The sequence below is a fragment of the Mucilaginibacter robiniae genome (assembly GCF_012849215.1).
GTDB classification, from domain to species: Bacteria; Bacteroidota; Bacteroidia; order Sphingobacteriales; family Sphingobacteriaceae; genus Mucilaginibacter; species Mucilaginibacter robiniae.
On sequence record NZ_CP051682.1, the window covers coordinates 2,977,197 to 2,994,937 of the forward strand.

Annotated in this window: 18 protein-coding genes; 7 read left to right on the top strand and 11 right to left on the bottom strand. The window is 40.3% G+C overall.

What is annotated here, in order from left to right; translation table 11 throughout:
• Positions 1 to 108: 108 nt before the first annotated feature.
• Entirely contained in the window at positions 109 to 819 is a 711-nt protein-coding gene (locus HH214_RS13220) for an SAM-dependent methyltransferase (protein ID WP_169608352.1), read from the bottom strand.
• A gap of 55 nt (positions 820 to 874) precedes the next feature.
• On the opposite strand from HH214_RS13220, the gene HH214_RS13225 reads away from it, so the two are divergent.
• The gene (locus HH214_RS13225) at positions 875 to 1,591 is read left to right on the top strand and encodes a hypothetical protein (protein WP_169608353.1); all 717 of its coding nucleotides are present in this window, start codon (positions 875 to 877) and stop codon (positions 1,589 to 1,591) included.
• A 3-nt stretch (positions 1,592 to 1,594) separates the two neighbouring features.
• On the opposite strand, the gene map is transcribed toward HH214_RS13225, so the two are convergent.
• Positions 1,595 to 2,356 (bottom strand): type I methionyl aminopeptidase, encoded by a 762-nt coding sequence (map, locus tag HH214_RS13230; protein WP_169608355.1) that lies wholly within the window; start codon positions 2,354 to 2,356, stop codon positions 1,595 to 1,597.
• Positions 2,357 to 2,763: 407 nt separating this feature from the next.
• Complete coding sequence (locus HH214_RS13235) at positions 2,764 to 3,513, bottom strand: DUF4290 domain-containing protein (protein ID WP_248282096.1); 750 nt, start codon at positions 3,511 to 3,513, stop codon at positions 2,764 to 2,766.
• A 283-nt stretch (positions 3,514 to 3,796) separates the two neighbouring features.
• Here HH214_RS13235 and HH214_RS13240 point away from each other — a divergent pair, with 283 nt between their 5' ends.
• Positions 3,797 to 4,852, top strand: coding sequence for a mandelate racemase/muconate lactonizing enzyme family protein (locus HH214_RS13240; protein ID WP_169611150.1), 1,056 nt, complete (start codon positions 3,797 to 3,799; stop codon positions 4,850 to 4,852).
• A gap of 153 nt (positions 4,853 to 5,005) precedes the next feature.
• Here the strand turns inward: HH214_RS13240 and HH214_RS13245 are convergent, their stop codons facing one another.
• Positions 5,006 to 5,200: a hypothetical protein gene (locus tag HH214_RS13245; protein WP_169608356.1), complete on the bottom strand. Its 195-nt coding sequence runs from the start codon at positions 5,198 to 5,200 to the stop codon at positions 5,006 to 5,008.
• Here HH214_RS13245 and HH214_RS13250 point away from each other — a divergent pair.
• Together HH214_RS13250 and HH214_RS13255 are read left to right on the top strand one after the other, a co-directional pair.
• Positions 5,199 to 5,357, top strand: a complete 159-nt coding sequence (locus tag HH214_RS13250; RefSeq protein WP_169608358.1) for a hypothetical protein — start codon at positions 5,199 to 5,201, stop codon at positions 5,355 to 5,357. The genes HH214_RS13245 and HH214_RS13250 overlap by 2 nt on opposite strands.
• A gap of 87 nt (positions 5,358 to 5,444) precedes the next feature.
• Positions 5,445 to 6,002: a hypothetical protein gene (locus HH214_RS13255; RefSeq protein WP_169608360.1), complete on the top strand. Its 558-nt coding sequence runs from the start codon at positions 5,445 to 5,447 to the stop codon at positions 6,000 to 6,002.
• A gap of 256 nt (positions 6,003 to 6,258) precedes the next feature.
• On the opposite strand, the gene HH214_RS13260 is transcribed toward HH214_RS13255, so the two are convergent.
• Both HH214_RS13260 and HH214_RS13265 read right to left on the bottom strand, forming a co-directional pair.
• Positions 6,259 to 7,605, bottom strand: a complete 1,347-nt coding sequence (locus tag HH214_RS13260; protein ID WP_211166391.1) for a deoxyguanosinetriphosphate triphosphohydrolase — start codon at positions 7,603 to 7,605, stop codon at positions 6,259 to 6,261.
• A 129-nt stretch (positions 7,606 to 7,734) separates the two neighbouring features.
• Complete coding sequence (locus tag HH214_RS13265) at positions 7,735 to 9,102, bottom strand: dipeptidase (protein ID WP_169608363.1); 1,368 nt, start codon at positions 9,100 to 9,102, stop codon at positions 7,735 to 7,737.
• A gap of 308 nt (positions 9,103 to 9,410) precedes the next feature.
• On the opposite strand from HH214_RS13265, the gene HH214_RS13270 reads away from it, so the two are divergent.
• Complete coding sequence (locus tag HH214_RS13270; RefSeq protein WP_169608365.1) at positions 9,411 to 10,241, top strand: GDSL-type esterase/lipase family protein; 831 nt, start codon at positions 9,411 to 9,413, stop codon at positions 10,239 to 10,241.
• A gap of 380 nt (positions 10,242 to 10,621) precedes the next feature.
• Here HH214_RS13270 and HH214_RS13275 read toward each other — a convergent pair whose 3' ends face one another.
• Positions 10,622 to 10,780: a hypothetical protein gene (locus HH214_RS13275; protein WP_169605380.1), complete on the bottom strand. Its 159-nt coding sequence runs from the start codon at positions 10,778 to 10,780 to the stop codon at positions 10,622 to 10,624.
• Between the two features lie 259 nt (positions 10,781 to 11,039).
• Positions 11,040 to 11,198, bottom strand: coding sequence for a hypothetical protein (locus HH214_RS13280; protein ID WP_169605380.1), 159 nt, complete (start codon positions 11,196 to 11,198; stop codon positions 11,040 to 11,042).
• Between the two features lie 386 nt (positions 11,199 to 11,584).
• Here HH214_RS13280 and HH214_RS13285 point away from each other — a divergent pair, with 386 nt between their 5' ends.
• Positions 11,585 to 13,006 carry a tetratricopeptide repeat protein gene (locus tag HH214_RS13285; RefSeq protein ID WP_169608367.1) on the top strand — a complete coding sequence of 474 codons (1,422 nt, stop codon included), beginning with the start codon at positions 11,585 to 11,587 and terminating at the stop codon, positions 13,004 to 13,006.
• 19 nt (positions 13,007 to 13,025) lie between these two features.
• Here the strand turns inward: HH214_RS13285 and HH214_RS13290 are convergent, their stop codons facing one another.
• The 3 genes from HH214_RS13290 to HH214_RS13300 all read right to left on the bottom strand — a co-directional run bounded on the left by HH214_RS13290 (position 13,026) and on the right by HH214_RS13300 (position 16,581).
• Positions 13,026 to 13,295: a hypothetical protein gene (locus HH214_RS13290; RefSeq protein ID WP_169608369.1), complete on the bottom strand. Its 270-nt coding sequence runs from the start codon at positions 13,293 to 13,295 to the stop codon at positions 13,026 to 13,028.
• Between the two features lie 263 nt (positions 13,296 to 13,558).
• Positions 13,559 to 13,927, bottom strand: a complete 369-nt coding sequence (locus HH214_RS13295) for a helix-turn-helix domain-containing protein (protein ID WP_169608371.1) — start codon at positions 13,925 to 13,927, stop codon at positions 13,559 to 13,561.
• A 371-nt stretch (positions 13,928 to 14,298) separates the two neighbouring features.
• Positions 14,299 to 16,581: an ATP-dependent helicase gene (locus tag HH214_RS13300; protein ID WP_169608373.1), complete on the bottom strand. Its 2,283-nt coding sequence runs from the start codon at positions 16,579 to 16,581 to the stop codon at positions 14,299 to 14,301.
• Positions 16,582 to 16,793: 212 nt separating this feature from the next.
• On the opposite strand from HH214_RS13300, the gene HH214_RS13305 reads away from it, so the two are divergent.
• On the top strand, positions 16,794 to 17,702 hold the full coding sequence (locus HH214_RS13305; protein WP_169608375.1) for an SDR family NAD(P)-dependent oxidoreductase: 909 nt from the start codon (positions 16,794 to 16,796) through the stop codon (positions 17,700 to 17,702).
• Positions 17,703 to 17,741 lie beyond the last annotated feature (39 nt).

The following is a 17,741-nucleotide window of genomic DNA, read 5'->3' on the forward strand; positions in this document are numbered from 1 at the left end:
GGGAATGTACCTATTAACTTACAAGTTCCACTATAGTTGTAAAAAAATGTTTTACAGCTTAAGCTTCATCAAGCCTTTTGCAAAATTATCCTATAACTCAATTGATATTTAAGCTTTGTACAATAAAAATATGGTAGGCCGCTTGTGTAAATCAGGCGTATGCTTTTTCCACTCACTAACGGTACGTGTTTGTACCATTTCATCAGAAGCGGTAAGGTTACAAGCAATACACAAGCGGGTAGTTGGTTTGCAGGTTTTTAGTATTTCTTCCAGCAATGGGTTGTTACGGAAAGGGGTTTCAATAAACAGCTGTGTTTGACTCCAGCGTTCGGCTTGGCCTTCCAGTTCTTTCAGGCGTTTGCTGCGCTGCACTTTATCAATAGGCAGATAGCCATGAAAGGTGAAACTTTGTCCGTTAAAACCGGATGCCATCAGTGCCAGCAAAATAGAACTGGGACCAACCAATGGCACTACCTTAATACCTCTGCGGTGCGCTTCGGCTACAATATCGGCACCAGGGTCGGCCACACCAGGGCAACCCGCTTCGCTCATTAAACCTGCATCGCGGCCGGCAGTCAAACCGGTAAAAAAACTATTGATATCATTATCACGCTGATGTTTGCCGTAGTCATGTATAATCAGCTGACTTTGCGGAATGGTAAGGCCGGCTTGTTTTAAAAACTTGCGGGCTGTTTTTTCATTCTCAACAATATATTCGGTCAACTGGTTAATGGTTTGTACCAGGTAAGGGGTGAAGGATTGGACCGCGGCATCATCAGCAAGCGGAACCGGGATAAGATATAACGTTCCGGCAGGCATGTTGCAAAAGTGACGTTTTTATTTTTAAATTACACATTCAAGAAGGGGTTTACGCATGAAATCATTAAGCACTAATTGGTTTATTGAAGGTCGGGTAGATTTTGAATATAAAAAGTACGTACTGCTGGATTACTTGCAGGAAATTAACCGCTACTTCAGCAGCAACCAGTTATACCCTAATTTATCTGACTTGGTACTGCACTACAACAACCTGCTCGATTTTAAAAAGCATAAAACGTTGTTGCAGCAAAACTTTTCGCAACGGTTAAGCAAAGCAGATATAGATGCGGTAAAACTCACGTACCAGAAAATAGTGCAGGATGATTATACCATGCAGGAGATAGAGCAAATTATTACCTATGCCTTGCGCAAAATGGACCCTACCTTGAAAAACGGGCGGGAGTTATATGATTTTGTAGAGAGCCGTTTAGATATAGACACCATAGGGCTAGTGCCGTTACAACCTTGTAGTGGCTACTTTACCCTGCGCAACGGTAAAGAAACTACTAACTGGGTTTATGAATACCAAGTAACCTTATTTGAAGGTAAAGACGATAACTACCGCGGCATCAACATTAAGCTAATAGATACCTATGAGCAAAGCTTGGTAAATACCCCAGAAAGTGTAAAGCAAAACCTGATCAAGCAACACAAGCACTTGCCTAATCCCGCCATGTATTATGTAAAAAGCGATATGACTTTTCCGCTAGAGCAAACTTTGCTGCCCATAGCTAAACGTAGTTTGGTTAAGTATATATCTGCAGCTGCCTAATACCTACCAAACGCCGTTATTTTCAGTTAAGATAATGGGTTCGCCACTGGTAATTAGAATAGTATGCTCGTGTTGTGCTACGTAGCCGCCCTTGTTCCCAACCAGCGTCCATCCGTCCTGCTGCGTTTCTGCAATAGTAGATGCGGTTGAAATGAAGGTTTCTACAGCTACTACTGAGTTTTTCTTGAAACGTTGCAGGTTAAAACGATCACGATAATTAGCAATTTCGTGAGGCGCTTCATGTAAACTCCGGCCCACGCCATGCCCGGTTAAATTCTTTATAACGGTATATCCGCGCTTTTTCGCTTCTGTTTCGATAATCAGACCAATGTCAGACACGCGTACACCACCTTTAATGTTGCTGATGGCTTTGCGCAATATCTCTTTCGAAGCATCAACGAGGGCTTGATGACCATGTTCATCTTTACCTAAAACAAAAGAACACCCATTGTCGGCCCAGTAATCGTTGAGTTCAGCCGAAACATCAATGTTTATCAGATCGCCCTCTTTTAATATGGTTTCTGCCGTAGGGATACCATGGGCAATTTGTTTATTAATGCTAATACAAGTATGGCCCGGAAAGTTGTAGGTTTTTATAGGAGCAGAAGTTGCGCCATGTTTTTCTAAAATTAAACCGCCAAAATCATCCAACTCCTTTGCGGTCATTCCCGGCTTGGCATAATCAATCATTTGCCTTAATGTAAGTGCTACCAGTTCACTTACTGCTTTCATTCCTGCTAACTCTTCGTTGGTGGTAATAGACATGTTTATCTGTATTATGGGTCAGATCAATTGATCAGCCAAAAGTAGTTAAACTTCGTTAATTACAGGTCAAAGCAGTTTACTATTCGAATCCGGTTGACACGAAGGACTATTCTTTCTTTATGACAATGGCTGTTCATACGGCTTAATCAGCTATGGAAAGAAGGTATTGAAAATAGAGAATAGGAGAGTACTATGCCGTAACCACAACTATTGTTATGACGACCTAATAGATAATACGTATATACTAAATAGGGAAAATAATTAAATAAACTTATCAGTAGAGATAAGAGGTAAACATTACCTATCTATCTCTACTGATTTATCATCTTATAAAAACCTTGCAGGGATATAGCAAAAGCAAGGAGCTTGCTTTTAAAATTAACAGTGTAGCTTTTGATTGTACACTATTAATATTTACGCGCTCCGCCGTTGTTGCTGCGGTTGTTGTTATTGTTGTTGCGCTGCTGCTGGTTGTTCCGGTTTTGATTATTGTTGTTGTTGTTCCGGTTTTGGTTGTTATTGTTGTTCCGGTTCTGGTTATTGGTACGTTGCTGATTATTGCCGCGGGTGTTTTGTACAGGCGTACGGTATTCAACCCGGTTCAGGTTTACGTTATCTTCCAGTTGCAGTTCGCCGTTTGATAGTTCGCGCAAGTCGGCCAGAATGCTTTCATCCGATACCGAATCTTTGTTCCATTGTACATAAGCCATTTTCATGAAGTTGGCAATAGCCTGTACCATGTGCTGGCGGCGAGCAGGTTCTTCAATACTTTTGGCTTTGTTAATCATCAGCTCAATAGTTTTGCCATAGTGCTTGTATTTAATGCGCTGATGCGGGTAGGTTAATGGATCTGGCTTAATGTGCAAAGCTTCGGGCTCGGGCACAGGGTAAGGCGAATCTACATCAATCTTATAGTCAGATATAATATGCAGGTGATCCCACAGTTTATGTTTAAAATCGGCCACGTCACGCAGGTGCGGGTTTAAAAAGCCCATCAGTTCAATCACCACGTTGGCGTAACGGTTGCGTTCTTCTTTAGTAGGCAGGTTTACAATGTACTTCACCATGTTCTGTACATTGCGGCCATATTCAGATAATAAAAGTTTACTACGGGTTGAGTTATAATCAAACGGAGCAGGCATTGCTTTTGGTGCCATGTAGTTTTTTAAATAAGTTTAATTTATCGGCGAGCTTCTGTTTGTAGGTTGTACTTTCTAAAGCTTAAGCCGGAATGATAAGTATTGCTATCTATAAAAGTGTATCAGGGTAACGCAAATATACAGGTTTTGTGTTATTGCTAAAACCTATAATCGGGTAAATGAGTTATTTTTATTGAAAAACAATGCAAATTGTTTAGTTTTTAATCTATAAAGCATTTTAATATTGGTACAAGAACAAGTTTATATCAAGTATATTGACATTTACCGCTTCAGTATTGCCATGGAGCCGTTTACCATTGCAACCGGAACTATGAACTATGCACAGAATGTGCTTGTACGTATTCATACCGATGCAGGTTTTGATGGCGTAGGCGAATGTTCAGCTTTCCCGATGATTACCGGCGAAACGCAGGATACCTGCTTGGTGATGGCACGCGAATTTGCCCGCTTATGGAAAGGAACCAACGCGCTTGAAATAGCCTTGCGCCTGCAACAACTGCATGATTTTACGGCCGGTAATACCACCATTAAAAGCGCTTTCGATATGGCGCTGTATGATATTGCTGCCAAAAGCGCAGGCTTGCCGTTATACCAATTTTTAAAAGGTAGCCGCCGGGAGGTAGAAACTGATATAACCATTGGCATAGCCGAACCTGAAGTAATGGCCGATAAAGCCCGGAAGTTTCAGCAAAGTGGAGCCAAAATATTGAAAGTTAAATTAGGTAAAGATGCCCGTCAGGATGTGGAGCGCATCCGGCAGATCAGGGAAGCGGTAGGAGAAGATATGCAGATACGCATTGATGCCAACCAGGGGTGGAGCTTTGAGGATGCCATACTGGCTTTGCAGGGCATGGCCGATATGAACATAGCTTTTTGTGAACAACCTATGCGCACCTGGTACGATGATTTGCTGCCCGAACTGATGCGCCAGTCGCCGGTGAAAATTATGGCAGATGAAAGCGTGTACAATCACCATGATGCCCGCAAGCAAATACAAAGTGACTCGTGCGATTATATCAACATTAAACTGGCCAAATCGGGTGGTATTTATGAAGCTTTGCAGATTCATGATCTGGCTGAAGATTACAACATTCCCTGTATGATGGGTGGAATGCTGGAAAGCCGCATTGCTTTAAGTGCCAAACTGCATTTGGTGTACGCTAGTCCTAATATCCAGTTTTTTGATATGGACACCTGTATGCTGGGCCACCTGGAAGACCCCTGCACTGGAGGTGTTACTTACAACGGCTATTCCCTGAACATTGATGATACCCCCGGCATTGGTGCTGATGTCAAACCCGAATTTTTAAAGAAATGTGAACACTGGCGGGTGTGAGCGTAAAGCTAGAGGTTAAGAAGTGGTAAAATGGAGAATGATTAAACTCGGTTCTTTTTAAGGCAGTAGTGATTATGTTACTATTTTATACTAAACGTATTTTTTGTATATACGCTGGCATAGGATATACTCTACGTAATAAGATATCAGATATCACAAGCGTCTGACTGCATCAACAAATTTTACTAATACATATCCAATGATAGCCATACCTAACAGGATTCCACCAAAAAATTCAAGCATTCCTAGCCATCTTGGATTGCTAGGATCGCCATAGCCTAGTTCACATAGGTAGCCACTTAACATAAGTGCAACAAACGCTAATAAAATTTTAACTGTAGTTTTCATGCAAAAGGCAGATGCTTCATGTCATGAAGGTAAGGAAAGATTACTATACTTCCCGCCGTTGCGCAAAGTATCCAGACTGCGTACGCTTATGCCTGTAGTCTCCAGACTACCGAAAAAAGCTGATGGGTTCGGCAGCTTAGAGTCTGCGGGCATATAGTTTCGTAGTTAGAAACTACGAACAGCGATTATGTTTCTGAAAAGCTTTAGAAAGTATATATTTACTGAGAACATCACTGATTGCACCATGCTAACCTTTACCATCGGATTGCATCACCTTGAGATAGCTAATTCAGTTCTTTACGATGAAGGTACTGCTGATAACTTAGAACAGTATGATGCGGTGTACTTGAATGAAGACCATTATAAACCAACATCGTTGTATATCATAAAGCTTTATCAAGATGGTAAACTTATAAAGAATGTCTTAATAGGTGCTTTGGGTAGTGGTATAGGTATTCATAGAAGCTCACAAGTTATAGAACAGGACCGGATGGTTATATGTTGCTGTGATATGGTATTTTGCCTTTCCCTTCCTGAACTTGATTTATTGTGGAAGACGAAAGCTGATTGGGCGGTCTGCTTTGAAATATTCAAGTACATGGAAGATTATATTGTACATGGCGAGATTGATATTAGCCGGATTGATAAAGATGGTAAGATTATGTGGCAACAAAGTGGTGCTGATATCTTTACAACTGCAGAAGGCAAAAATGATTTTATACTTACGAAAGATTATATCTTGGCTACCGATTGGGGATACTGCAAATACAAGTTTGACTTTGATGGTAACAGGTTAAGTTAAGCTCCTTATGGATATGCAAACAAAAGTTAATAAGCGGAAACTTACTTTAGCTATCCTAATCACGGTAGTGTTTTTTACCGCCAAGGTCTGTGTCCTCACAGACCTTCTTGCTTAAATTACAAAAGATAAAGGTTAGTTGCATGAACACCAACAACGGCTTAAAGGAAAAAGGCGCTGACAAAACAGTGCCACCACTGCCAATGGTTTGTCAGTGTTACAGGGTGTTACACACTGAAACATGTAACACCTGTAACACTTAATGAATAGCCGGAAACGAGATGCCTTTGATGTTCCGGTAAAGTTCTACCGCGTATAAATCCGTCATACCCGACACGAAATCAAGTACGCTTTGAATTTGGTAGTACAAGCCCGGGTTTTTGCTGATAAACTGTTTGGGGATCATAGCCACTAACTTTTTATAATAATGGTTGTCATTATGTAGCAACGCAAGAATAAACTCTTCCAGCAAACCGCCCATCACCTGGTAACCGGCCACTTCAATTTGCACAACCGACTGATAATTGTAAATCTTCTGCCGGGAAATTTCGGTAATCGCTTGCCACGGTGCGCCGAAAGGCTCGGGTAAAACGTCGGTCAAACTTTGATTGAAGTTGCCACTCAGAATAGCTTCCTGGTTTTCCAAAAATATCTGCGAACAGGCAGTAATTAAGTTATTAATGGCTTTGGCCCGTAACAAGCCTACTTTGGCATCTTCATCCTCAAACTCGCTGTTCAGCCAGCCAGCTAATCGGCTGCTGTTGCAAATGGGCAATAAAAGCTCTTCTATCTTTTCGTACGATAATATTTTCAACCGGTGGGCATCTTCCAGGTCGATGATGCTGTAGCAAATATCATCGGCAGCTTCCACCAAATAAACCAGTGGGTGCCGTTTGTAAATTAGTGGACTATCCTGCGTTTTAATCAACTGCAACTCTTCGGCTATTTTTTGAAAGCTAGCCTGTTCTGATTGGAAAAATCCGTATTTCTTTTGATGAATGTTGCCTTTGACATGTCCTGCTATAGCAGCGCATGGGTATTTTACAATAGCGGCCAGCGTAGTGTAAGTTAACGCAAACGCGCCATTCCCCTTACCGGTAAACGGATGAGTAAGGATGCGCAGCGCATTGGCATTACCTTCAAAATGAATAAGATCATGCCATTGCTCATCGGTTAAATGCTGACGGTACTGCCTGCCATCACCGTCGGTAAAATAGCGCGACAATGCCGATTCGCCCGAATGGCCAAACGCTGGATTGCCCATATCATGCGCTAAGCAAGCGGCGGCTACAATGTTGCCGGTTTCGCTGATTAGCGGAAGGCGCTGATCTAAATTAGGCTCCTGCTTTTTAAGATTGTTGTAAAATATGGTACCTAATGATCGGCCTACGCTGGCTACTTCTAAACTGTGAGTAAGTCGGTTATGTACAAAAACACTACCCGGTAGTGGAAATACTTGGGTTTTATTCTGTAACCTGCGGAATGGCGAGGAAAATATCAGCCGGTCGTAATCGCGCTGAAACTGTGACCGGGCTTTATCCTGATCCTGCAAATCATTGCTTTCAACACCCCAGCGCTTGGCCGAAATAAGGTTTTCCCATTGCATCATAATACGGGCAATTTACAATTTATGTCGAAAAATGTAGTGTGCTGATGGTTAAGCTACTGTATTAGTCTGCAAACAAACAAGCCGATAAATTTGAGTTTACCGGCTTGTTGATGAAAGTAGTTAATATTAGCTTAATTCAGCAAAGTACTTATAGAATAAAGGGATAGTTTCAATACCCTTATAATAATTGTAAATGTCGTATTTCTCGTTAGGGGAATGCAACGCATCACTGTCTAATCCAAAACCCATCAGCACGGTTTTAATACCCAGCTCGGCTTCAAACAAAGCTACAATCGGTATGCTACCGCCACCCCGGGTAGGGATTGGTTCTTTACCGAACGATTCAGTTATGGCTTTTTGAGCGGCTTGGTAGGCTACGCTATCGGTAGGTGTTACTACCGGCTCGCCACCATGATGCGGCGTAACTTTTACCTTCACATAAGGCGGAGCAATGTTCAGAAAATGCTGTGTAAACAATTCGGTAATCTTTTCGGAGCTCTGGTTTGGCACCAAACGCATGGATATTTTAGCATTCGCTTTGGATGGTAACACGGTTTTAGCCCCTTCGCCAATGTAGCCACCCCAAATACCGTTTACTTCCAACGTTGGGCGTGTGCCGGTACGTTCTAAAGTGCTATACCCCTTTTCGCCCCATACTTCGTCAATATCCAGATCTTTCTTGTATTCTTCTTCGTTGTAAGGTGCGCTGTTTAACGCGTTGCGCTCTGCATCGCTCAGTTGCACTACCTCATCATAAAAGCCCGGGATGGCAATGTGGTTGTTCTCATCATGCAAAGAAGCAATCATTTTAGCCAGTATGGTAGCTGGGTTAGCTACTGCACCACCATAAACACCAGAGTGCAAATCGCGGTTCGGTCCGGTTACTTCTACTTCCAGGTAAGATAAGCCACGCAAACCGGTTTCTAGTGATGGGGTTTCCATGCTCAGCATAGAAGTATCTGAAATCAATACCACATCAGCTTTCAGGCGTTCTGTGTTCGCTTTCACAAATATGCCCAAATTGGATGAGCCTACTTCTTCCTCACCCTCAATCATGAATTTGATATTGCAGGGTAGGGTGTTGGTTTGCATCATCAGCTCAAAAGCTTTTACGTGCATGTAAAACTGGCCTTTGTCATCACAAGCACCACGGGCATAAATCTTACCATCGCGTACGGTAGGTTCAAACGGCGGTGTTTTCCATAGTTCCAATGGATCGGCTGGTTGAACATCGTAATGCCCATACATCAATACCGTAGGCTTGGCTGGGTCAATAATTTTTTCGCCATACACAATAGGGTAGCCGGCAGTAGGACAAACTTCTACATTATCGGCACTGGCTTCGCGCAGCTTGGCAGCGGTATATTCGGCCGTTTTCAGTACATCTGCCTTGTATTTAGGATCGGCGCTTACTGAGGGGAAGCGCAATAATTCAAACAACTCATCTAACATGCGCTGCTTGTGCTCTTCAATATATTGCTTAATGACTTGCATAATTTACAATGAGGTAAAAAGCAAATATAGAGGTATGTACTATTATTAACGAAGTAACTTGAATTAAACTGGTTACGGTTGCTGAATACTAATTGGGTAGTTGAATTTTCAATAAAAAGGCAGATAATTGCTGTACAAAAATATATTTAAATTTTCAACATGCTGCTGATAAAGCTTTTAACTCATTACAGATGCGCTATCAGAAAGTAACATGCTTAATGCTTTTTGTTTTGTGGAGTGTTCTAGTTCGGGCACAGGCACCCAGTTGTAGTGCGGCATCTCAGTTTTACAGTAAAGATAGTATTAACGTGACCACCTTTGGAGCCAGTACAGTGCAAGGAATAGGCGGGGTATCTTTTCAGCATTACCTGCAACAAAATATTGCATTATGCTACACAGGCCGAACAGTAACTATGACGAATAATGGCATTGGTGGAGAAACTACTACGCAAGGTCGGGAAAGATTTGATCAGGCCATACAAGGGCGTACTGGGTTTGTGCTCATTTTGATGGGAACGAATGATGCACAAGCCATAGTGAACAAAAAAATGACGCTCAGTGAAACAGAAGCGAACATGCGTTATTTCATTGAAGAATCATTGAAATACAAGCTAGTACCGATAATTGGTACGCTGCAGTTTTTTAATGATAAAGGCAATCAATTCTTTAAAAATGCTAATTTTTATGTAATTGCCATCAACCGGCTGTACCGGCAGCTAGCTAAAGAATACAAAGTTTATATAGCCGATATTAATACAGCTATAGGCCGAAACAGCAGCTTGTACCAAGACAATATACACCCTAATGATGAGGGGTATAAACTGATTAGCTATGTTTGGTTTGACGCCATTAACAAAGCTATTGAAGATAAGCTCCTGCTTATCGGTTTAAATCAAAACTATCCTAATCCGGTACATGGTGATACACAAATCGGTTTTAGTTTGTCGCAAGCAGGCCGGGTACAAATCAAGTTGTACAATATGAATGGTGCAGCTGTTAAAAGCATTATTGATGAGTATGAAAGCTCAGGGTATCATATTATCAGCACCAATTTAACCGGGCTAAACGCGGGCATGTACATTTATGTAATGGAGGTAGGTGGCAGGCAACTCAGTAAAAAGCTGTTGATTATGAAGTAGCCATACTATATGGGCTAAATCATATTCTTTATAGCTTTAGGCAAGCTACCAACACTGGTGTTTTTACCAGAGTTCCTGCCGGGGCTTGTTTATACTTATACAGGCCCCGGCTTTGTTACTCTCTATATATAAATGTAACAGTTCTTGTAATAAAGCCGATGTTTATCAATGATCATCATCAGCAATTGCAGAATATTCTTGCCTGAATTTTTTATTGCTCGCTTGCAATGCTTTCAGCTTTAATCTCTGCTTTACGGCTAACGTAACTAGTTTCTATAGTTTACGTTAAATCCTATGTTATAGTAGCGCTATGGTTTAAAGTAAGCACTAAAAAAGATATAAACCTTTTACGGTAATAGTGTACAGTAGGTGATTAAAAATCAACCATTGCCATGACCGCCGCTTGATGGACGAGCATCACCAGTACTTAAAATTACATCATTGCTCTGGGTAGAGGGTTTTACGCTGTTTTCTTTAGTGCAAGAAGATACTACACCAGTAGCTAAGAATAGGGCTGCAATTACAAAAATCTTTTTCATGACTATAATATTGAATGTTGGGGGGTGAAAAAATGTATAAAACTTAATAAAGTTGTGTACTATAATGTTGATTGTTCAAGGCTTGTCTTGCCTGCCTTAATGCTTAAAATTACGTCGTTGCTTTAGGTAGATGGGTTTACACTATTTTCTTTAGTGTAAAAGAAGACACTACACTGATAGCTGTAAGCAATGCTGCAATTACAAATGCTTTTTTTCGACAATATGATTAGGCATGGAAGCAATAACTGGCTTTTAAAAATCAACCATTGCCATGACCGCCGCTTGATGGACGAGCATCACCAGTACTTAAAATTACATCATTGCTCTGGGTAGAGGGTTTTACGCTGTTTTCTTTAGTGCAAGAAGATACTACACCAGTAGCTAAGAATAGGGCTGCAATTACAAAAATCTTTTTCATGGTTCTTATTAATTATTGTTGTTACTTATTATTTATATGTACTTATTATAAAATCACTTCAACTTTTTACACTGGCTAATAAGCCTAAATGCATCTTTAATATTCATTCGAGCTATAAAATTCTTCCAAAGCTCTCTTTGTTATTACGTTTTCAAAAACAATATTGTTGCGTAATAATATTATTAAAACAGCATAATTATATAAAGTATAATATCATTTGATTGACATTAAATCTTTGTTTTATAGCTTATTATCTTTCAACATTACAAATTTAAATAAGTTTTATAATATTTAGAAAAAAAAATAAAAATTTTTTTCCGAGGCGGTTGAAGCATATTATTTCTATATTTAAAACATTTAAGGTTAGTAAACGTAATACCCCTTTGATGAAGAGAATTTTTACCTGTGTTATACTGCTGCTGTTTACAGTAAGTGTATATGCTAGTATCATAGAAAACAGCATAAAGCAAGACACTAACGAGGTAGAAAATTTGTATAATCATGCTTTTGATGTGCGCCTTACTGATGCCATGCAGACGGTAAAATATGCAGACCGTGCACTGGAGCTTGCTAAACAACTTGATTTCAAAAGAGGAGTAGCTGAATCTTATCGTGTAAGAGGTATAGGGCAGTTTTATTTAGGGCATAGTGAAGACGCCATTGATGATTATTTAAATGCCTTAACCAAGTTTCAGGATATAAAAAGCTATATCGGGCAGGTAGAGGTAAATATCAATATCTCATCGCTGTACCAAGATATTGATTATGATAAGTGTATTGAGTATTTGAACAATGCGCTGGAGTTATACCAATCGAAGAAGTTAAAGCAAAGTGATGTATTGGCCTCTATTTACATGAACTTTGGTAACGTTTATATACGAGAAAAAAGTTTTACCAATGCCTTGCGCAGCTATGATAAGATTTATGAACTTGCATCGCACGCCAATAATGAAGAGATGAAAACGATGGTGCTGGAGAATAAAGGCAGTATCTATTATGAGTTGGGTGATAAGGAGCGGGCGATATCCTATTACAAAAGGGCAAGTGTACAGGCCAAAGATTTAGACTTGAACCAACTGGTAGCCGAAATTGATTTGAACCTGGCTGATGTATACCTATCAGAAGATAACTATGGTGATGCCGAGAAAGTATTGAATGAAGGTTATGGCTATTCTACCCTGGTAAAAAGTGATAAATTAACCCGTTATTATTTAGCCACCCGCTATAAACTAGAAACTAAACGTAAAAATTTTGAACGGGCTTTATATTATTTGCAAAATATCTATAAGCAGGATAGTACCAAGTTTAATTCCAATAGTTCGGCAGCATTAAGTATATACCAAGTAAAATTTAACCAGGGGCAGCTTGAATTGGAAAAAGAACGCCTTACCCAGAGGCAGAAGTATAATATTATTTTGGCCGTATTGTTAGGGCTTATTATTGTACTTTTAGTAGGTAATGTAAAACGCAAAGCGGAAACTAACAAGCGTTTAACTGGGCTTAACAACGAGATTTCGGTACAAAAGGATAACCTGGACAGGATTAATCACCACTTGGAAGAAATTATAGATGAGCGTACCAAAGATTTACAGATCAAGAATAAAAAGCTATCCGAGTATTCTTCTTATTTGTCTCACCAAATACGTGGACCTATTGCTACGCTTAAAGGGTTGCTCAACCTGGAACGTGAAGGTTTAGTAGGACAGGAAGAGTGCATTAATATGATGGTGAAATGCGTTAATGAAATTGACGATAAAATTGTAGATATGAGCGATATGTTACATAACCCTGAGCGGGCTGGTATGTAAATATTCGCCTTGTAATATTTTACTTAAAATTGAGTGGCAAGCTGGAATGTATCTGTGCTTCCATTAACCCCAGGTACATGCAGTACCAAGCCACCATATGTAATATAAGCAGCTTGCGGTGGCGTTTATAGCCTTGAGTTTCGAAAGCTAAAGTTTCCTGACCTGCTGTTACAAAATAGCGCACTTCACCTTTACGTGGCTTAAACTTTGATTTTAGCATATCGCAAACTGTTACCTTTAATTTGGTTTGCGGATCATGAATGGTGCTGTTTTTAACAGCATCATTCATAGATATAGATAATAGATAGTTAGTCATCGTGGCCTATACAAAAGTGTATAGTCCTGATTACAATTATTACTCCAAAAAAGGTTAATCCCTACAAAATATTGGCAAAAAATATAGTTATAGCGCAGGCAATAAAAGTGTTGTTAATCTATAGGGAAAATATTTAACCCACTGTTTAATATTGAAATGCGTTTGAATATTTGTCTAATTCACATGAGTCAAATTCATTCACAAGTGTCAGTTTTTGTAAACAACTAGCTTGTTGCTTACACTGCAATATAATGGCGACTATGTAATTCCTCGTACAGTTCAATTACTTTACGTTGCAGATTGGTGATTTCGGCCTCACGGTCAATCAGCTTTTGTTGGGCTTTATTCATGCTTGAATATTGCTTTTCAGTTTCGGTTAAGCCTAGGCCTAATAGCTGCACTACACTAATTTCAAAAATAGTGGCAATCTGCTCCAGGCGCGATAAATTGACATCGGTAATGCCGGTTTCGATTTTTGAAAAAGCTGGAATGGATATGCCTAATCGGTTTGCCATATACTCCTGGCTCCAACCGCGCTGATGGCGAAGCGTACGGATATTTGTACCAACTGAATTTACTGCTTTGTTATTGATTGAATCGCTCATAAAGGGTTAAAACGCACAATTTTTAGGGGAAAGGGCGTGCAAAGATTAATTCAAAGCTTATGCCATTAACTAATAATAGCCTTTGTGAGCCTAAAAGCTTGGTTTTGTAGCTATTAGTTAAGTTTATTGTTGAAAATATTCTACAGTTGTTGGGTAACAAACGTGTTACACGTTGCCCATATTGGGGAAATAATGCCTGATAGTTAATGGCGATGTTGCCTGAGAGTTTAACTTATGTAAGCCTAAGTAGGAAAAGGTACACTAATAATAACTATCAGTAAAGTTAATAGGATAACCAATGTTATAGTAAAGGGTTTTACCTTCTTATAAAAATGTAAAACCCTTTATGTGATTTGTATAAGCCAGTAGCATTATACAATGCGTAGTTTGGCAAACTTTAATAATAATTGTTTTTGGCCAATTTCTTTAAAAAATATTGTTGCCTTCACATCAGGCTTTTTGCCTTCTAAGTTAATGACTTTACCAAAGCCAAAGCGTTCGTGTTCTACTTCCATGCCTACCTGCAGGTTGTTGGTATCTGATGGAGCAAAGCCTGCCGAGGGTACGTGAGCTTTAGCCAGCAACGAAGTGGTTTTAACTGCTGCCGGTGGCTTAGGCTTTGAAAAAGTATCATTGTTGCCATTATTGCTGTTACGGCTCCAGGCAGTACGCTCGTCATTAAAAAATGGATTGTCATTTTTCTGTTTGGCTTTGAAATCCAGTTCCAAGTATTGTGGGTCAATCTCGTCCAGAAAACGGCTGGGCTCACAGTTAATCAGCGTTCCGAATTTAAAGCGTGAAGTTGCGTAGCTGATATTCAATTTATACTCGGCTCGGGTTACGGCTACGTAAAACAAGCGGCGCTCTTCTTCCAAATCGCTGCGTGAGTTAAGCGACATTTGCGACGGGAACAGATTTTCTTCCAAACCCACTACATACACCTGCGGAAACTCTAATCCCTTCGAAGAGTGTATCGTCATGAGCGAAACTGTATCGGCATTTGGGTTTTTATCATTATCGTCATTGGTCAGCAAAGCTACATCCTGCATAAAAATATCCAAGCCTCTCTCTTCAATATCTTCCCGCTCCGAAAACTCTTTAATACCGTTTAACAACTCCTGAATGTTCTCATACCGGTTTAAGCCTTCTACTGATTTATCTTCATATAAATCTTTCAACAAGCCGGAATGCTGCGCAATGTGCAATGCTGCATCATAAGCAGATAAAGTTTTGGTAATTACCTGAAAGCTTTGAATAAGTGTTGAGAAAACCCCTACACTGCCCGCACTACGACCATCTAAATATTTGGCAGGTTCCAGAATTACTTCCCATAAGGTAATATTGTTTTGGCCTGCGCTTAGGATAACGCGATCAACCGTAGTGTCGCCAATGCCTCGGCGCGGATAGTTAATTACCCTTTTCAGTGCTTCTTCATCATTGGGGTTGAAAGTAAGTCGAAAATAAGCAATTAAATCCTTTATCTCCTTACGTTGATAGAACGAAAGTCCTCCATAAATTTTATAAGGAATGTTCAGCTTCCGTAAAGCTTCCTCCATCGAACGCGATTGGGCATTGGTGCGATATAAAATGGCAAAATCGTTCCACTTCAGTCCGCTGGTGGTACGTTCCTGCATAATGGACTCGGCTACTGTTTTGCCTTCCTCGTTATCGCTGAATGCCCGGTTTACTTTGATTTTATCACCATGATCTTTTTCTGAAAAGACGTTCTTTTTCAGCTGCTCTTTGTTATTAGAGATGATGCTGTTCGCAACATTAACAATGTTTTGGGTAGAGCGGTAGTTCTGCTCCAGTTTAAATACGTGCAGATCTGGATAATCTTTTTCGAAGTTTAAAATGTTCTGAATGTTAGCACCACGGAAGGCATAAATACTTTGTGCATCATCACCTACAACACAGATATTTTCATTGATGGAAGCCAGCTTTTTTACTATCAGGTACTGCGAAAAGTTAGTATCCTGATACTCATCCACCATCAGGTATTTAAACTTGTTCTGGTATTTATAAAGTACATCAGGGTATAGCTTCAATAATTCGTTGGTTTTGAACAATAAATCGTCAAAATCCATTGCGCCAGCACGGTAGCAGCGCTGCACATACATTTCATAAACCTTACCAATCTGGCCGCGACCACTCTGAAAATCATCGGCTTGTATCTGGTCATTCTGCTGATACTCTTGCCACGCTACCAGGTTGTTTTTAGCTGCTGATATACGATTATATACAAAGTTTGGATTGTATAGCTTATCATCAAGGTTCAGCTCTTTCAATACTGCTTTTAGCACGCTTTTGCTATCGTCTGTATCGTAAATCGTAAAGTTGCTCGGATAACCCAGCTTTTCAGCCTCTACCCGTAGTATTTTAGCAAATACGGAGTGAAAGGTACCCATCCAGATATTTTTGGCTTCCAGACCTACCACATCGGTAATCCGGTTGCGCATTTCTTTGGCCGCTTTGTTGGTAAACGTAAGCACCAGTATGTTAAAGGCATCCACACCGCTCCGAATGAGGTGGGCTACCCGGTACGTAATTACCCTGGTTTTGCCCGAGCCAGCACCGGCAATAATCATCACCGGCCCTTTTGTTTGCTCAACTGCGCCCCGCTGCTGCGGATTTAATCCCTGTAAATAATCCAAAATCTTCTCCTCTTTTCTGAACGTGCAAAATTAGGGGTTTGTGATGAAAGCCAAAAGAGCAAAGGTGAAACAGCGTGCTAAAAATTTTAGGTGTATCGTGAAGGATTCATCATTGATTGATGTAGTTTAAACAAAATATGAGTAAATAATGCTAGCCCTAATAAAACTAATTGCGGTTGTAAGTTCTTAGTAATTAATTAAAAGTTAATCAAATGAGCAACATTAATAAATATGCACTGATTACCGGAGGTACCAGTGGCATAGGATACGAACTGGCAAAAGTATTTGCCCGCGATGGATATAGTTTAGTTATTGTTAGCCGTAGCGATGAGCGATTGGAAGAGGTAGCGCGAGAGTTTGAGCAGATGTTTAACATTGAAGTAAAAACTATTGCTAAAGATTTGTTTAAGCCAGGTGCTGCTAAAGAGGTACACGAGCAAACTGCTCAATGGGGCATTACCATTAATGCACTGGTGAACAATGCTGGTCAAGCTGAGTTCGGTAAGTTTGTGGATACGGATTTAGATCGGGATATTGATTTGGTGCATCTGGATGTGATTGCATTAATGAGCTTAACTAAGTTTTATTTGAAAGAAATGGTGGCTCGTAATGAAGGTAAGATATTGAACCTGGCTTCATCATTATCAAAAGCACCAACGCCGATGATGGCAGTGTATGCCGCCTCTAAAGCTTTTGTGCTATCATTTACCGAGGCATTGATACAAGAGGTAAAAGATACCAATGTTACCTTAACCGCACTGATGCCGAATGCTACTGACACCGACTTCTTCCATAAGGCCAAAGCTTTAGATAGTATGGCTTATAAAAAGCTGACTTTCTACAGCCCGCAGGAAGTGGCCGAAGCTGCTTACGAGGGCTTACAGGCCGGTACAGATAAAGTAGTACCTGGCATAATTAATAAAATAAATATGGTAACGAATGATCTTTTGCCGGATAAAGCCGTAGCTGCCATGACCAATATGATGACAGCCCATAGTGAAAGCGGCAAGCAGTATACAGAACATACTGCTTCAGCCGAAGAGCGAGCTGCCATTAACAACAAAACTGGTGGTACCCAAGGCGATTACAATTCGCACGAGGGCCATGTGCATGAAGATTAAGTGTGATGTATATATAAATTAAAAAGCCGTATTGCATAA

Excerpts from the sequence above, each read along its gene's own strand:
- HH214_RS13305 (WP_169608375.1), top strand. The coding sequence starts at position 16,794 with ATGAGCAACATTAATAAATATGCACTGATTACCGGAGGTACCAGTGGC.
- map (WP_169608355.1), bottom strand. The coding sequence starts at position 2,356 with ATGTCTATTACCACCAACGAAGAGTTAGCAGGAATGAAAGCAGTAAGT.
- HH214_RS13260 (WP_211166391.1), bottom strand. The coding sequence starts at position 7,605 with ATGCAATGGGAAAACCTTATTTCGGCCAAGCGCTGGGGTGTTGAAAGC.
- HH214_RS13255 (WP_169608360.1), top strand. The coding sequence starts at position 5,445 with ATGCTAACCTTTACCATCGGATTGCATCACCTTGAGATAGCTAATTCA.
- HH214_RS13240 (WP_169611150.1), top strand. The coding sequence starts at position 3,797 with ATGGAGCCGTTTACCATTGCAACCGGAACTATGAACTATGCACAGAAT.
- HH214_RS13280 (WP_169605380.1), bottom strand. The coding sequence starts at position 11,198 with ATGAAAAAGATTTTTGTAATTGCAGCCCTATTCTTAGCTACTGGTGTA.
- HH214_RS13265 (WP_169608363.1), bottom strand. The coding sequence starts at position 9,102 with ATGCAAGTCATTAAGCAATATATTGAAGAGCACAAGCAGCGCATGTTA.
- HH214_RS13295 (WP_169608371.1), bottom strand. The coding sequence starts at position 13,927 with ATGAGCGATTCAATCAATAACAAAGCAGTAAATTCAGTTGGTACAAAT.
- HH214_RS13235 (WP_248282096.1), bottom strand. The coding sequence starts at position 3,513 with ATGGCACCAAAAGCAATGCCTGCTCCGTTTGATTATAACTCAACCCGT.
- HH214_RS13275 (WP_169605380.1), bottom strand. The coding sequence starts at position 10,780 with ATGAAAAAGATTTTTGTAATTGCAGCCCTATTCTTAGCTACTGGTGTA.
- HH214_RS13220 (WP_169608352.1), bottom strand. The coding sequence starts at position 819 with ATGCCTGCCGGAACGTTATATCTTATCCCGGTTCCGCTTGCTGATGAT.
- HH214_RS13225 (WP_169608353.1), top strand. The coding sequence starts at position 875 with ATGAAATCATTAAGCACTAATTGGTTTATTGAAGGTCGGGTAGATTTT.
- HH214_RS13285 (WP_169608367.1), top strand. The coding sequence starts at position 11,585 with ATGAAGAGAATTTTTACCTGTGTTATACTGCTGCTGTTTACAGTAAGT.
- HH214_RS13290 (WP_169608369.1), bottom strand. The coding sequence starts at position 13,295 with ATGAATGATGCTGTTAAAAACAGCACCATTCATGATCCGCAAACCAAA.
- HH214_RS13245 (WP_169608356.1), bottom strand. The coding sequence starts at position 5,200 with ATGAAAACTACAGTTAAAATTTTATTAGCGTTTGTTGCACTTATGTTA.
- HH214_RS13250 (WP_169608358.1), top strand. The coding sequence starts at position 5,199 with ATGCAAAAGGCAGATGCTTCATGTCATGAAGGTAAGGAAAGATTACTA.